Source organism: Shewanella sp. 10N.7 (assembly GCF_020806285.1).
GTDB lineage: Bacteria > Pseudomonadota > Gammaproteobacteria > Enterobacterales > Shewanellaceae > Shewanella > Shewanella electrodiphila.
Genome location: NZ_JAJGZS010000042.1, coordinates 13078 through 29792, shown reverse-complemented (window position 1 = coordinate 29792; position 16715 = coordinate 13078). Strand labels below are relative to the sequence as shown.

Genomic DNA, 16715 nt, shown 5'->3' with positions numbered 1-16715 from the left:
GACACCGCCCTTTCACGGCGGTAACAGGGGTTCGAATCCCCTAGGGGATACCACTCTCTTTTTTAAGAGTTATTAAAGCCACTTAATTGTGGTTTTTTTATGTCTAAAATTTAGCTGCCAACTACCAACAAACCAGTTTCCAAGTATGTTAAAGCTAGCTAAATGCTAATGTTGTTGTGGCTTAATACCCAATCATCTCCTAATTATCTTTTCTAGCTATAGAAGTCTAAGTTTCAATCCAAGTTGAAATTCAACTTGCTTCATGTCACTGATAATATTTAATCTTCAGCCTCAAGATAAAATGACTGTAAAAGTAGTTCATTGATTTTCATGTCCATCTAAGGTTCCGAGTTAGGCTCATTTGTAGCCCATTCTAGACATAGCACGTGGAATTAAGGATAAAGTAAAAAGTTCACCTTTAGTGCAGTTCATGAGTGCAGTTCATGAGTGCAGTTCATGAGTGCAGTTCATGAGTGCAGTTAAAGCATTAATCCACTTAGATAAAAACGAGAGAGCATAAACACGAAACAAATTCTTTGGTTAAAAATCACTTATAAAACTGTTTGGTTCACATGCGATAAAAAGCAGGCACAAAAAAAGAGGCCTATTGGCCTCTCATATAAAATTTTTAATCTCCCTTAGCTTCGTGCTGCTAAGTCATCAGCCTTTGATTGATGATAAGTTAGGCGCATAATTGCGACACAAAGTAATGAAATAAGCCCACAAGATCCGATAACAACACCTTGCCATTCTAACTGGTGCCAAAATAGCATCAAATAAGGCCCTCCAAGCGCCGCACCAAGATAATAACTACAAAGGTAGAGCGAGGTTGCTTTTGCTCGATGAGTAGACGCTCTGATAGCTACAAATGAATTACAACAACTATGAGTTAAGAAAAACCCACTGGCTGTCAGTAAAAAACCAATTATAATCGCAGGTAAGGTATCTATTAAGGTTAATAACGTCCCCACCAGCATGACGAGTAATGCACCTTTAAATAAACGAAGTGCACCAAACTTTACTACCCACTTAGCAGAAAAGTAAGACGTTAATGTACCACTCAAATAACAAAGAAAAATTAACGTAGCAGCAAAACGACTAAAGCGATAAGGTTCATCCATTAAGTGCAGCTGGATAAAGCTAAACTGGTTTACCATCATCATAAATGCCAGCCCGCCAATGGCATAAACTAAACGCATTTGATTATCGGTTAAGTGGTATATAAAACCACCCACGTCTTGCTTGATTTTCGCAAGCACACCGATTGAGGTTTGTGTTTTTTCTGGCTTTAGTTCTCTTCTTGGAAGCAGATAGGTCACGATGGAAATACCCACTAAAGTCACGGCGAAATTGACCGCCATTGCTTGCTCCCATGTGCAATATTGCGACAGTAAGCCCCCCATTAATCTGCCACCAATACCGCCTAAGCTATTGGCCATAATATAAATAGCAGCAGCCTTTAATAAAAAGCTCGCTGGTAATTGATCTTTAAAATATGCCATCGCAATAGCAGGTACTGCGGCTAACAAAACCCCTTGTAATAACCTCACCATTAGCAAAGCATCAAAATCTTTTGCGTAAATAAGTAAAATATTAGACGCGACTAACAACCATAAGCTGACCATTATCGGCGCCAAACGGCCAATACGATCTGAGATCACGGCATAAATTAATAAAGAAAAGGCAAGAGAGAAGCTCGTCACAGAAAGAATTAACGTCGCATTGGCGCCTGTAACATCAAAATGCTCAGCAATGGATGGCAACATGCCTTGCACAGCATATAAATTGATATAAACAACAATAGAGGCTAAACACAAAGCCCAGATAAGGCGAAGCTCAGATCTTGATTGATCAACTTCATTTACCGCACGCAATTCAGGCACAACTTAAGCCTCGAATAAAAAGAAATGAAATTTGATTATTGCGTGATATACAACTTATGCAATTCACGACTTTGGAAGATGTGAGTTACGTCTTAATTCCAAAGAATAAACATTAAGACGTACTCTACATTTCTGAGGTTTAGCTAAGAGCTGGAACGAAACTAACGCTCAACTTTTTTCATAATAACTTCGGTGGTGAACTTATCATTATTAATCACTGGGAATTTTTCGTAAGTTTGAAAAATCGGTCTATCTTGATACATGATCATCGCAACCACGCCATATTCAATATCTTCATCAATACTGTCAGCTGGTAAAGTAAACTTAAACGGTACTGGTGCGCGGGCAATATCAAAGGTTTTTTGTGAAATAATCAAACCTGGGGTATTCAAACCAATAATCGCGATATTAATTTTACAGTTCTGGGGCAGCGTAATTTTCTCTAAGTAGCCTGCATAACCATTAATGATTACTGGCTCATCTGGCGTAACAGTGACACATGCTGTCAGCATCAATGTCATGCATCCTAAAAGCAGCGCTTTGAAACCATATTTCATACTTTTTACCCTTTTGTCATTCTTAGTAGGCCTTCTTGGGTAGCAGATGCAACCAAACGCCCTTGTTGATCAAAAAACTGTCCTTTAACAAAACCACGACCACCACTAGCATTGGTACTTTCAACACTATAAAGCAACCAATCGGAAAAATTAAATGGACGGTGAAACCACATTGCATGATCTATGGTTGCCATTCTTACACCTGGTGTTAGAAATGATACGCCATGTGGCTGCGCCGCTGTCACTAAGAAGTTGAAATCAGAAGCGTAAGCTAACAGATACTCTTGCACACTATGATCACTCGGAATGTTACCATTCGCTCTCATCCACACATAGCGCTTCGGCTCTGTTGAGTCGGGTGCGATAGGATGAATAGGATTGACTAAACGCATTTCAATCGGTGAATCAGCCATAAACTTTTCAAGTATTTTTGCTGGTACTTTGTCGCGCATAGTGAGTGCCAGCTCTTGCTGATTCAATAACCCTTCAGGCCCAGCAACAACAGGCATCTCCGCTTGATGGTCGTAACCTTCTTCTGGTGCTTGAAAAGAACAAGTCATGTAAAAAATTGGACGCCCTTTTTGAATGGCTTTAACCCGTCTTGCACTGAAACTGCCACCATCACGCATGTTCTCAACATCATAAACAATCGGTAGCTTTTCATCGCCAGCGCGCAAAAAGTAAGAATGCAAAGAGTGTACTTGTCTATCTTCACTTACCGTTTGTTTTGCAGCACTTAATGCTTGCCCCATCACTTGACCGCCAAATACATGCCCAAAGCCTAAATCTTGGCTTTGACCACGAAACAGGCCTAGTTCTATTTTCTCTAATGAGAGCAATGAAAGTAAATCATTTAATACTTGGCTCATAATTATCCTAGCGGCTCTGCCAAACTCAATATCCTTAGGTTACCTTAGAACCACACATCATTAGTAAAAATATTCTAGAATTTACTCATATATAAACAAAATTTGATAAAATTAAGCAAAAATAACAACAACTTTTTACTTCATAGCGCGATCATAGCCGCTTACTTAATTCCAAAAAATTGCTATGCTATTAGGCTATCCTAATTTAACTCGACACCCTGAAGCCCTAAATATATGCAATCTTGGATTTTAGCTATCAGACCTCGCACACTACCTGCTGCAATAGGTCCTTTATTAATTGGTAATATTTTAGCCCTACACTTAGAGCAGTTCAGCTTTACAATTGCTTGTATCTCAATGCTGTGCGCTATTTTATTACAAATAGCCGTTAACTTAGCCAATGATTATTTCGACTTTAAAAACGGTATTGATACCGACGAGCGTGTGGGTCCAGTCCGTGTAACCCAAAGCGGTATGATTTCACCTAATAGCGTGCGTAATGCCATGATTTTATGTCTCGTACTCGCACTCATCGTGGGTTCTGCATTGATAGTACATGGTGGTTGGCCGATCGCAGTTTTGGCTGTAGCTGCGTTATTGGGGGCAGTTTGTTATAGCGGCGGTCCTTACCCTCTCGCCTCTCATGGATTAGGTGAAGTGGCTGCATTTGTATTCTTTGGGCTGGTAGCGGTCGTGGGAAGTTACTATATTCAAGCTGGCGACACTAGCATCAGTGCTTGGCTGTTAGGTAGTGCCATCGGCATGTTTAACGCAGCGATTATGCTAGTAAATAACACCCGAGATATTCAAACTGACACTAAGGCCGGTAAAAATACTCTTGCCGTTCGTATAGGTCAGGCTCAAGCTCGCGTGCTTTACCAAGCATTAGTGTATTTACCATTCGGGATCATTATTGGTGGTTTCTTGATGGGTTACTTGCCTGGAATCCCAATATTGCTTGCAGGACTAGCATTAGTGTACGCCCGTCAACTTAGCGGTGAATTCAGTAATACCAGTGGTGAAGCCCTTAACCCAATCTTAGGTCGAACCGCCAAATTAACTATGATATTTAGTTTCTTATTCAGCCTTGGTTTAGTCATTACCTTAGCGTAAATATCACAACATAAAGGCTTCTAATGAGAAGCCTTTATTATTTATTTTAAAATTCAATCTTCACACTAATTACCATAAAGTATTTTTCAAAAAGAAATACTTTTATTAATTAGCTTCAATACAGTCTCAAAAATTATTTACTGTTATTGATGACACTCAGAACCGATTAAAGACTTTGACGTTAAAATAGTTAACTGGCTTCTGCGGCAGCAGCAGCGGCATTAGCTGAAATCAACTTCCTGTCAAAGTCATCATTGAGCAAAATAACATCGGCAATTGAAGCTCTTAGCTTTACTGATGCTGGTGCTTTATTAGTGGTTCTCTGACTCAGTGATTCGCGCAATAATACCACTTCTAATAACTTTTCAAGAGACTCATTATTCTTGGTTTCTAACGCGGGCAGTTGTTTTACAGCGGCTTGAGAATATTTATCATATTCGGAAGTAAGAGTTTCAATGGCTTCTACTAGTCTTTTTTTCTTATCCGTTTTCGTTGGCATGCATACTCCCTCATCTTTATTAGTATCTTATTTAACCTATATTAGAGTTGACTCAGTTACAAGGTTGTTAACTACAGAGAAACATGAATATTGCTATTAATATAAAAAATCAGACTAATAGTTAATATAAAATCAGACCAAATACGAATGAGTCTTTATTAGAGACTAATTTTATCAAAAAAAGTTTTGTCATAGATAGATTGCATATTTTAATGTCAATAAAACCTTATTTAAGTTGTCATAAGATAGTCATTATAAAACGACTGGGCTTACAGATAACAAAAAAGCACTTCTCGCGGAGAAGTGCTTTTATTTAAAGCGACAAAATTAGCTGCTTATGATTACACCTTAGACAATGTGCGCTCTTTTGCACTCCAATCTAAATGGTACTTCTCGCCAGCAGGTTTATCAGTGCGTTCAAATGTGTGTGCACCGAAAAAGTCTCGCTGACCTTGTAGTAAATTAGCTGGTAGCGTTTCACTGCGATAGCTATCGTAATATGCCACTGCAGAACTAATACACGGCGCAGGAATGCCTTGCATAACTGATGCGGCAACTGTTTTACGCCAATTCATGTGCTTAGCAGATAAACTATCACTGAAGGTTTTAGCCATCAGAAGATTCGCAAGCTCGGCATCATCTTGGTAAGCTTTGGTAATAGACTGCAGGAACGTCGCGCGAATGATACATCCTGCGCGCCAGATCTTAGCAATTTCAGCAAAGTCTAAAGACCAATTTTGCTCTTTTGCAGCCATCGCCATTAATTGGAAGCCTTGAGCATAACAACAGACTTTGGCGCAATATAATGCATCCTCAAGATTAGCAATAAACTCGGCTTTCTCTGCATCAGTTAACGTAACCTTAGCTGGGCCTGCAAGCTTAGTGCTTAAGTCAACTCGCAAGACTTTTTGAGTACTGACAGCTCGCGCATACACGGCTTCAGCAATGGTTGGTGCTGGGCAGCCAATTTGCAAACTACTTACCGCAGTCCACAAGCCTGTTCCTTTTTGGCCTGCTTTATCTAAGATCATTTCCACTAACGGCTTACCAGTTAATGGATCGTCTTGTTGCAATACTTCAGCGCTGATTTCCATCAAGTAGCTGTTTAAGCTGCCTTGATTCCAACCATGAAAAATATCACCAATTTCATGAGCCGATAACCCTAAGCCATCATGAAGTAATTGGTAAGCTTCGCAGATTAATTGCATATCGGCGTATTCAATACCGTTATGTACCATTTTCACATAATGACCAGAACCCGCAGGGCCAATGTAAGTGGTACATGGCTCGCCTTCAATAACTGGATTTCCTGGCTCAAAGCGTTCTATTGGTAACCCTGTTTCTGGATCGACTTTCGCTGCCATCGCTTTCCAGACAGGTGCAACGTATTGCCATGCATCTTTATTACCACTTGGCATCAATGACGGGCCAAAGCGCGCCCCAACTTCACCACCTGAAACCGCTGAACTAAAGAACACAAATTTGCCTTTAAAACGTGCTTCACGTTCTACAGTATCCGTCCATAAACTGTTACCTGTATCGACAATAATGTCGTCAGTTTCAATACCGGCATCAATCAGTGCATTACACACACCATCAACTGGGCCACCAGCAGGAACAGATAACACGATGACACGAGGTTTTACTAATGATGCGAGCATTTCAGTAAGATTATTACAGCCAAGCATTCGGGGTGCTTTATCAGCTTTTCTTTCTGCTGTTTCTTGATTAATAGCAGCATTAACTTTTTCACTGTCAAGATCGAAAGCGGCTACCTGGTAGCCATTATCAGCTATGTTTAACGCGAGATTCTTGCCCATCACACCGAGGCCGATAACGCCGATGTCTGAACGGAATGGTTGGGTATTCATTATTATTTTCCAAAGGTCACAGGGATTAATCGCGCGTAGCGAATCCATTTGAAGGGGGATTATACGGATTTATGTAACAAAATTACAGTCGCAAAATGTGCACACTCTATTGCATAAATTGGAAGGCTGAGAAATAAACAAGTTTTAACTAATAAACACAATCAGTTATGACGTGCCCTTCTTAATGTAAATTATGACTAAGCCGTTTAAATACAAGATTTTGGATATTCATATGTGTTGAATACAAATAGATGTTAGATAAAAATAGATGTTAGATACAAACAGAAGTGCGGATAAATCAGACGAGCATTAACAATGCTCAATAAGGGCACTGATAAAATGTCTTAATAAAAAAGGTTGTTCAAGTAAATCGGACTGACTTTACTCAAACAACCTTCTATCAATATAACGCTAGGGCTTAGGTTAATTAAAGCCGTGCATCACATCAATGCCAAAGCCTTTACCTTCGCCATGACAAGTATGACAAGATTCATCTCCAGGTTGATATATCGCACCTGAACTCGCATCTTGTTGGAACACCCCACCATAACTTTGAGCATGGGCAGCCCAACTAGCTTCATTGTTATGACATGCAGCACAAACTGCGACAGTTGGAGAATACTCAGCCACTTCACCCGTCATTGTCGCATTCGGCGTCGCGACAATAACTGAACTTTGCGCAGACAAAGTATCCATAGTCAGCTGGCCTTCATCATGACAAGCCTGACAGTCATTCGCTGCAGCAGGATAAGTCATATCCTCTCGTTCGCTACCACTGTAACCTTCGGTTGTACGAGTATTAGCATGTAAAGAATGCACTAATTCACGATAACCTAAGCTGTTACTGATGGTTCTGAACGCCTTCACACTGGCATCACCCGGTGTATGCTTGCGCGTTGCATTCATATACTTGACCATGTCATTGGTGTGACAGCTTTGACAACTACCATCAGCAAGTGTGGTTGCCACTTGTGGTGAGTGACATGCGCCGCAGGTAGCACCATTACCAGGAGTCGAAATTTTACTGTGGGCATCGTTCACACGTTGCTGGAACTGGTCATCATGACAAGCGACACATTTTTGGTTGTTCACCAACTCTGCATAAGCCGACACATTCGTCGTTAATGCAACAGCACTATCGGCTGGAACTTCTGCAACCACAATATTTGAATCAGTATCTTGCGCGTCACAAGAAGCCACAAGGCCAGTAGACTTATCGCCACACGCCATCACTTTAGCGTACAGAGTGCCTACTGAATCTAAATCAAAGTCAGCAACACCAGCATTTTTAACAATAATAGTGACCACTGAGCCATCTCTAGTCATCGTAATATCATCAGCGCCAGATACAATATCCCACACTTTTCGCTGGCCGTTATTCTCAGGCATCACTGTTTGCTGCGCATTACCTGAAGCGACAATCCATAAGTTATCAATTGCAGGATCGACATCTGGATTAGCACTTAATTGATTAAAGGTTAAGGTCGCCGTTAAGGTATCTTGCAATTCATCAATCACACTATCAGTAATAGCAAATTGATATTGCTCAGCTAACGCATCCGTCACACTGACCGCGGCATTATGAAATATTGCTGAACCTAATGGGTTATTGCTATCAGGATGACAACCACTACAACTCATTGCCCACGCATCAGGAAATGCATCACGATCATGGAATAAACCAACAGCGGTGCCATTCCAGCCTTCTGGCGCATATTTCTCATGACAACTTAAACAGGTTTCTTGACCTGGGTATTGATAAAAATCCGCTTGAGGCGCAGCATCTTCAATATGACATTGCTGACACTGATGCATATCACCTGGGTAAGATAAATCACTGTAGTCATGAACTGAGCCCTTATAGCCAATCACTAAGTAATCACTCTTATGGATTTTATGCACTACGCTCGCCATACCAATGCTTACACCTGTTTCAGGGTCGCCAGAATAACTGGTATGACACATTACACAGCCTTCATAATCGAAGCGCTTGCTACCATGCATAAGTAAGCTATTCTCTGCAGACAGATCTGCAGTGTGACAGCGATAACAGCTTTGCTCAGAAGCCAATAACACTCGGCTATCTGCATCTGCTGCGGCTGTGCCCGTTTGTGGATCAAAATCAAATGTCGTATTAACCAACATCGTATCAATTGTAGCCCCAGAATAAGGCAACAACTCTAAATAAACACGGTGAATGTTTTCAGCAACGTACTCAGTATTGATGCCATCAATATTCGAATAGCTGTCTAAAGATTGCGAGAATGTGTAACGATATAAACCATTACCTATGGCTTCAATACAGGCTTCTTTACAAGTAGACTCTATGCTTGCTTGCCACTGCGTGCCTTTATTTTTATCCCAGCCCGGTTCTAAATCATTATCAGCAACCTCTCCAGGCTCTACCACGTTATTAATATAACTGGTCCATTGTGGAGATAAATCCGTTTCAGCCGTACTTTGCACGCTGGCACTGTCAGCTTCATTTAACGGTCTAATACGTCTTTGTTGATCGCCAAGTTTGGCAATACCCGCACCTAATGTTTGAATCGAATCTAAGTCAGCTAGACCACTTACAGCAACGCCATTGACATTACTTAAGTAAAACTCAAAAGAAACTTGTAATGCATCATCAATAGTCACTTTTTCGATTTCAGCTTTTAAAGACTGAGCTGAAGATATTGAAATATTGATGTCACCCGGCTCACCATCTTCGCCATCATGTCCGTCATCACCGGAACATGCTGTAAGTGCGACCACTGGAACTAGAACAAGTGGAGTTAACCACTTCTTATATTTCCTAGTTAACAATCTGCTCATCATTGTTATTCCTTTTATTAATCCATGGCATTGTTATTTTTATTAATCATTATTTATTTATTAAAATCTTATTGTGATAAAAATCATGAAACCATTTAAAATATAAAAATAATAATTAAAAAAACCTAAAGTTTCACTTATTAAAATGCATATTTTAAAAATCAAAATCCCAGCTAGTAGAATCCACAAACCAATATAAAACAGCAAATAAAATTACCATTTTCAAATAATGAAATACAGGCCCTAAAAGTGTGACGGGAGATATATATTGTAACTTCCAATCAAAACAAGAAAACAAACGTGATCATAGTCAACTTGTTTTTAATTTAATTAAACAATACTTAAGTTATAAATATAAACATAAAAGCAATATTTATAATTAAGAGGAAACAAATATGATTACAAGGAGAGCACTACTTGCTAATGGCGCTAAAGTTGCTGTTGGTACAGTATACGGCGGTACATTAGTTGGTTTTCTAACAGGGTGTGGTAGCAGTGATGACGCTGACACCCCTATTGTAGAAGTTCTTCCCGGCGGCCTTATGGTGGTTAATCCAATGCTATGTGTCGGTTGTCGTCGCTGCGAAATTGCTTGCAGTTGGAGCCACGGGAAATCAGCTGTCAGCCCAAGCACCTCAAGAATTAAAGTCGCTAAAAACTTAAACTTTGGCCCTCATGGCGTACAAGCCAATTATGAAGACCAGCGCGGCGAACAAGGTGATAGCACCATTGTTCCATCTACCTGTCGTCAGTGTGATGTCTGCATGACTGTATGTCCGCAACAAGCCATTTCAGTCAATGAAGAAACCGGTGCAAGAGAAGTAAATGATGACTTATGTGTTGGCTGTGGTTACTGCGCGGATAAATGTCCCCAACAGGTAATTACTATCGATAAAACCACGCGTAAATCACTTAAGTGCGACCTTTGCCAAGGTAACCCTAATTGCGCTCAAGTTTGTCCTACAGGTGCCATTAAGTTTTACACCTGGGAAGAAGCAGTTGCTGAAGTTGAGCTTCATGAAAAATATTTAGAATTAGTTTAAATAAAAACTAAAAGGAATAATTATGACTACTACATATGGCGGCTGGTCCGGTTATATTTTAAGAGTTAATTTAACAACAAAAATAATAACTAAAGAAACCACCGAAACTTACCACGATTATATTGGCGGCATGGGGATTGGTTATAAAGTATTATGGGATAATCATGTTGATGGTATTAAAGCAACAGATGAAGAAAATAGACTAGTTATTTCAGCAGGACCATTAAGTGGTTCTGGTGCTATTTGTTCAGCAAGAACAACTATTACTTCACGCAACCCTGTTATTCGTAACCACTTAATTACTGACGGCCATTTTGGCGGGCACTTCTCACCCGAACTTAAATTTGCAGGCTACGATGCAATTATCGTTGAAGGCAAATCAGACACGCCTGTTTGGTTAAAGATTGTCGATGACACGGTAACATTAGAACCCGCAGAATCTTTATGGGGAGTGGGAATTTTCGATACTTTTGCTGCTGTTAGCAAAATGATGGGACAACAAGCCCAAGTGGCTGCAATTGGTCCAGCCGGTGAAAACCTCGTTGCCCAATCAACAATTCAAACCCAAGGTGGTCACTCTGCTGGTGGACATGGTTCAGTTCTAGGTTCTAAGAGATTAAAAGCTATTGGTATTATTGGTACCGGCACAGTTGATATCGCTGAATCCACAACCAATGAGCAACTGCGAGCATTAGATGATCATATTCTTGGTATCATTGGCGCGAATAATAACGGCGTTGTGCCTAACCAACCGCAATCTTGGGCAGAATATAGCTCTTCTGGTAGCCGCTGGCGCGGTGGGCCAGGCGTAAAATGGGGCGCAGCTGACACCCCTGTTGAATTAGAAGAAACCCCATGGGACGATCGCCAAAAAGTGGGCATGCGCAGCTCAATGGCCGAAATGTATTTTGGCCGCGACGAAGCCAATAAAATCTTCAAGCGTCCTGGTGGTTGTCATTCTTGTCCTATTCGCTGTTTCTGCGAAATCAAGAACCCAAAAATGAAAACCGAATACAAACTACCAACTGAAAACATCACAAATGTATGTTTAGGATTCCTTGATCCATGGTATTCAATGGGTAAACCAAGCAGTGGTGAAAAACGCACCGATATTCAAACCGTTGGTGCTTATTATATGGATTATAATGGCATTTGGAGCGCCTATGGCCAGCTTTCTCATGTCATGCGTGAATTTACCGCACGCGACTTTTGGAAAATAATTCTACCTGCAGAAGAATATGCAGCGATTAATTGGGCCCAGTACGCTGACCAAGATGCTCACTTCATGCAAGATTACTATACTCGAATTGCTCATGGTGCATCTTATAATGGCTCAAACATTTTTGGCTGTATGCTTGGTCAAGGTTTACATAATTTTATCAACGATGATGGTGAACTTTATAACATTGAAGATATTCTAAACGAAGTCGAATCACCAAGAATGGCAGGACTGACATTTGCACTTGAAAGTGATGAGGGTTATGAATTCTACGGTGAGACCTATAGCGTATTCTTAGATTCCCATGTAAAAGTATTCAATCGCTCAATGGTTGGTGGTGTACATCATGCCAGTGAGTCTGCAGGACAAGTTGGCGCACTGCTCAACACTGTATTTAACCGTGACCCACAATGTCATTCACACATTAATTTAATCAATTGTGGCCTTCCTTGGGCGAAAATTGCAGAAGTCGCAGAATCAATGTGGGGCCCCGGAGCATTTGACCCAGTCAAACATTACACTGAAATGAACACGTCTAAAGCTAAGTTTGCTAAATGGTGTTTAGTGAAAAACGTACTGCATGATTCACTGACTTTATGTAACTGGATGTTCCCGCTATTGGTTTCACCTGACGTAAATCGTGATTACATTGGTGATAGCTCAATTGAATCGCAAATGTTCAGTCTCGTCACAGGGATTGAGACCTCTGAAGCAGAGCTTGATGCAAAAGCTGAAACGGTACTGCAACTGCACCGAGCATTAACAGTGCTGCAAATGAATGAGCCAAATCAACGTGAAAAACATGATGTGTTATCTGAATGGGTTTACGATTTAGATCATGACATGAACTTTGGCGATGAAGGCACGATTAAAATGGATCGCGACGATATCCAAATAGGTTTAGACATGTTCTATGCCGAAATGGGTTGGGATAAAGACACAGGCGTGCCTACACGTGCCACCTTAGAGAAGTTCAAACTGGGCTATGTCGCAGATAAACTAGAAAGTTTAGCCTTGCTACCAGCTTAAGCATTGATTAGTTAGTAATAAAGAAAGGTGGTTATTTCATGATTGAACTAGTCGATTATATTCGTTTACTCAGTAAGGACGGTCGTCTTGTGACGGCCGAACAGGTCATTGCCGTTGCTGGACTTGATCTTGAAATTGAAGATGTAGAAGTCGCACATCAAGCCCTGATTGAAGATAGTCAATATCAAGATATCGCCATCATTGCTGCAGAAACTGAACATTACTTTTATTCTAAAAAGTTCATTGTCCGCAGCTATGCTACTCAGTGGGTGGGTGTTAAAGACGGTAAGTTAATTGAAACTATGGCGGACTATATTCGCCGTTACTCTTCAATGGGTGAATTAGTCGCGGCATCAAATTTCACCCATCCACCCTATAACCTTGAGCATTCAGCGTTAGTAGGCTTGATAGAGAGGTTTGATCAAACAGCAGGATGTGAAGATATTCATTTTCAGCTGGATGCTCAATCCTATGAAACTAAAAGTGAGGGTTACTTTTTTTCTATCAAAACCATGACAACAACCTATGCCAAAGTGCTAGCGGATCATGATCCTTTTGAATGGTCAGCGTAAACTCATTATTCATTAATGAGTTGAAGGATAAAATTTAACAATGCCAATCGAAAGATTGGCATTTTCTTTTACCTGCAACGTTATCATCAGGTTCAAGAATGAGTTTAAAAGTTAAGTTTCAACGTTAAATTTCAACGTTAAATTTCAAAAGCCAGTTTAAGGCAAGATTCTCTGTTACTCATATAACATATTGAAATTCACTATTTCACTCAGTATACAAAATAAACTTTAGGATGATTTTCTTTTTAATTATCGTGAGTTAACAGTTCGATAGTATAAATCATACAAAAGCGTGATTAAGGTATAAATTATTACAACGCTCTCTGCTCAGTTACCTCTAAATTGGTACATTACTAACAAGGTTAATCCATAATAAGCGTGCATAATGAACCCTACAACAACACAAGAAAGGTTACTAAACCTCGACTACATGACCTTATTAGTTTTTTTAAGGCTATATGAATTCCAAAGCGGAAAATTAACAGCTGAGTCATTTAGCGTCCCTCAATCAAAAATCAGCCGCTGTTTATCAAGGCTCAGAGAAGCTTTTGATGATCCTTTGTTTGTAAAAAGAGTGTCAGGATTAGAAATTACCGATAAGTCACAGCGCTTATATCCAATATTAAAAAAAATTGAAATAAACCACATCGACCTTGCCCAAGAGATAAATAAAAGCGTTGAAAGCTTAGACAGTGACATTATTATTAAAGCTCCATCAGGTTTTACCAATGGCGTATTAAGAAAGCTTTATAACTGCCAATGTGAGAACCATTGCGGCAGTGCATGTGTCAAGTCTGCAGTACTGCAAGACAATGGCTCAAATGATGAAGAAATGCTGTTAAATAACCAGTGCGATATGGTTATTAGCTGTAATCCGTCTATTCATGTTGGTATTCAAAGCCAAAAGATTTGTGAAGTAACAGACACTTTTGTCGTCGCTAAACATGATCACCCCATTTGGGATGAAATCTATAAACCCCTTTTAGATCGCGTATTAAACTACCCTGTCATTTTAACGGAAGTAATGCACTTCAACAGCGAGCTTGAAGCCACGCCGTTAAAGCAGTTTGCTGACGGCAGAATGCGAGAATTAAAAGTCGCAGCAAAAACCAATAATTTAAATGAGATTTACGACTTTTTAACTGGCACAGATGCCATCACGCTAGTGGTTTCTCAAGGTGCGGTTGATTATTTAACTAATGACGATGCTTTACGCGCGCAAATCGTGCCGCAAACAGAGCGCGCTGAGTTAATGCGCAACAAGCCTAATATGACGCTGTATATGCAAACTCGTAAAACTGAGCGCAAGTTATCAAACTGCGTTAAAAATAAGATAGCAGAGCTGATTTCTACGGGTGCCAATGGCTGTATTAAAGCTTGCCAATTATCGCGTTAATCGCAATAAATTCATAACGCATGCACCCAGTTATACCACGCCAACTAGGCTAACTTAGTTGGCGTTTTTATTGCCTTAAATCCGCCTATTTGACACATAGCGCTGTTCCCCGCAAGATAATCAACAAACTAAAAAAGACTAAAATCCTCCTAAAACAGGCTTTTATCACTAGATTGCGAAGAATGGAATCAAGATGTTTAGACAAAATATTATTATTACTGGCGCCAGTTCAGGGCTAGGCCAAGGCATGGCACTTGAGTTCGCGAAACAAGGCGCTAACTTAGGTTTGTGCGCAAGGCGGACCGATCGTTTAGAAGCATTAAAAGCCCAAATCAACGACACTTATCCCAATGTCAAAGTCTGGTTACTAGCCTTAGACGTTAACGATCATCAACAAGTATTTGACGTGTTTGACCAATTCAAAGAGCTAATGGGCAATGTCGACAGGGTTATTGTTAATGCAGGCATGGGTAAAGGTGGCTCTATCGGCACAGGGCTATTTGAAGCCAATAAACAGACTGCCCAAACCAATTTTGTTGCCGCATTAGCTCAGTGTGAAGCAGCAATGAAAATTTTCAGACAACAAAATGCAGGACATCTGGTCACCGTTTCATCAATTAGTGCTCTGCGCGGTTTCAGGCGCGCGATGACGGTTTACGCCGCGACTAAAGCTGGACTGACTTCGTTAACCGAAGGGATCCGACTCGATGTTATGAATACACCAATCGCGGTTACTTGTGTGCATCCTGGATACATTAAAACTGAGATTAACGATCACGCTGATGGAGCCCCATTTATGGTTGATGCAGAAACCGGTTGTCGAGCTATGGTCAAAGCTATCAATAAAGAGCCGGCTAACTGTTATGTGCCGAGTTACCCATGGGCATTTATCCAACTTATTTTAAGAGTACTGCCAGATAAAATGCTACGCAAAATGAGTTAAAAAACAACAAATCGAACAAGCATCAAACCAAAAGGCAGTAAAATTGTTCAATAAATATTTTGATACCGTATCATCTTAAATTACGGCTCTGCATAAAAAAGAGAAGCATTAAGCTTCTCTTTTTTGTGCTCGTCTCGCGCCCGTCTAATGAGTATAGGGCGACAAAGTCGCTTACTTAAGTTCAGTAATATTGATTGAGCCTTTACCGTAAGTTGGATGACCTTTTTGTTGTTCTTCAGGCAGTTGATTAATGCAGTAATTGATATAAAAAATGTTAAACACGACTGTGAGAATTTTATTCATTTTCAAATCAATGCCGAAATTCACGTGGGCATAATCTTGCAATGCCGCTCGCGCTCTAAATGACCAAAATACATATAAAAAGAAAGCGCCAAAAAGTAATAAACTGCCGATACCACTCATCAAGCCAAAGTCACTGTGTGACAACACACCACCAAAACCAAAGCAAACTGCTATCGCAATAATAAACGAATCATCAGCGGTGCGAATTGAAGTAATCTCGTCCATTTTGGGATACTTAGCAAATAACCAAATTATCGGATATATCCCACCAGTAAAAACGGTTAACCAAAATAATCGGCTGGTTTTAGTATTAATCTTTTCAGGTAATTCTTTAATATTATTCATATACGTTGATCAAACCTTTATCATATTTACTGGTTAACACTTATTTGCATCACTAACTTAGTTGCTACTCGACAATGTAATCTGCCTACCTTGACTGCATCATTGCTAAATGACACCCAAAGATTATAAATTAAAAACAGTTCAATTTGATTAAATAACACTATAAATCAGCATGTAACTCTCATTTTAGACCAATTATCAATGTAATCCAGTCCCGTTTTAACGCATGACTAGCTAGTTCATATCGAATCAT

At 40.1% G+C, this 16715-nt stretch carries 13 protein-coding genes; 6 read left to right on the top strand and 7 right to left on the bottom strand.

All coding sequences use genetic code 11. The features are described 5' to 3' along the window. Positions 1-638: 638 nt before the first annotated feature. From LMH66_RS19435 to tesB, 3 genes are all read right to left on the bottom strand, one after another. Entirely contained in the window at positions 639-1874 is a 1236-nt protein-coding gene (locus LMH66_RS19435) for an MFS transporter (RefSeq protein ID WP_229372470.1), read from the bottom strand. A 170-nt stretch (positions 1875-2044) separates the two neighbouring features. After that, the gene (locus LMH66_RS19430) at positions 2045-2440 is read right to left on the bottom strand and encodes a YbaY family lipoprotein (RefSeq protein WP_229372466.1); all 396 of its coding nucleotides are present in this window, start codon (positions 2438-2440) and stop codon (positions 2045-2047) included. Between the two features lie 5 nt (positions 2441-2445). Continuing rightward, positions 2446-3309, bottom strand: coding sequence for an acyl-CoA thioesterase II (gene tesB / locus LMH66_RS19425; protein ID WP_229372464.1), 864 nt, complete (start codon positions 3307-3309; stop codon positions 2446-2448). Positions 3310-3543: 234 nt separating this feature from the next. Between tesB and LMH66_RS19420 the strand changes: the two genes are divergently transcribed. Beyond that, positions 3544-4422 carry a 1,4-dihydroxy-2-naphthoate polyprenyltransferase gene (locus tag LMH66_RS19420; RefSeq protein ID WP_229372462.1) on the top strand — a complete coding sequence of 293 codons (879 nt, stop codon included), beginning with the start codon at positions 3544-3546 and terminating at the stop codon, positions 4420-4422. 190 nt (positions 4423-4612) lie between these two features. Here the strand turns inward: LMH66_RS19420 and LMH66_RS19415 are convergent, their stop codons facing one another. The 3 genes from LMH66_RS19415 to LMH66_RS19405 all read right to left on the bottom strand — a co-directional run bounded on the left by LMH66_RS19415 (position 4613) and on the right by LMH66_RS19405 (position 9615). Beyond that, positions 4613-4921 carry a hypothetical protein gene (locus tag LMH66_RS19415; RefSeq protein WP_229372460.1) on the bottom strand — a complete coding sequence of 103 codons (309 nt, stop codon included), beginning with the start codon at positions 4919-4921 and terminating at the stop codon, positions 4613-4615. Between the two features lie 341 nt (positions 4922-5262). Next, positions 5263-6792, bottom strand: a complete 1530-nt coding sequence (gndA, locus tag LMH66_RS19410; protein WP_229372458.1) for an NADP-dependent phosphogluconate dehydrogenase — start codon at positions 6790-6792, stop codon at positions 5263-5265. Between the two features lie 423 nt (positions 6793-7215). Next, on the bottom strand, positions 7216-9615 hold the full coding sequence (locus LMH66_RS19405) for an OmcA/MtrC family decaheme c-type cytochrome (protein ID WP_229372456.1): 2400 nt from the start codon (positions 9613-9615) through the stop codon (positions 7216-7218). A 392-nt stretch (positions 9616-10007) separates the two neighbouring features. On the opposite strand from LMH66_RS19405, the gene LMH66_RS19400 reads away from it, so the two are divergent. The 5 genes from LMH66_RS19400 to LMH66_RS19380 all read left to right on the top strand — a co-directional run bounded on the left by LMH66_RS19400 (position 10008) and on the right by LMH66_RS19380 (position 15814). Further along, positions 10008-10655, top strand: a complete 648-nt coding sequence (locus LMH66_RS19400) for a 4Fe-4S dicluster domain-containing protein (protein ID WP_102528838.1) — start codon at positions 10008-10010, stop codon at positions 10653-10655. A gap of 22 nt (positions 10656-10677) precedes the next feature. Further along, positions 10678-12903 (top strand): aldehyde ferredoxin oxidoreductase, encoded by a 2226-nt coding sequence (locus LMH66_RS19395; RefSeq protein ID WP_229372453.1) that lies wholly within the window; start codon positions 10678-10680, stop codon positions 12901-12903. A gap of 38 nt (positions 12904-12941) precedes the next feature. Further along, positions 12942-13475, top strand: coding sequence for a hypothetical protein (locus LMH66_RS19390; protein ID WP_102436314.1), 534 nt, complete (start codon positions 12942-12944; stop codon positions 13473-13475). Positions 13476-13860: 385 nt separating this feature from the next. Beyond that, positions 13861-14871 (top strand): LysR family transcriptional regulator, encoded by a 1011-nt coding sequence (locus LMH66_RS19385; RefSeq protein ID WP_229372451.1) that lies wholly within the window; start codon positions 13861-13863, stop codon positions 14869-14871. Between the two features lie 193 nt (positions 14872-15064). Then, positions 15065-15814: an SDR family oxidoreductase gene (locus LMH66_RS19380; protein ID WP_229372449.1), complete on the top strand. Its 750-nt coding sequence runs from the start codon at positions 15065-15067 to the stop codon at positions 15812-15814. 171 nt (positions 15815-15985) lie between these two features. On the opposite strand, the gene LMH66_RS19375 is transcribed toward LMH66_RS19380, so the two are convergent. Then, a complete protein-coding gene (locus LMH66_RS19375; RefSeq protein WP_229372447.1) occupies positions 15986-16462 on the bottom strand; it encodes a hypothetical protein in 477 nt (158 codons plus the stop codon). Positions 16463-16715 lie beyond the last annotated feature (253 nt).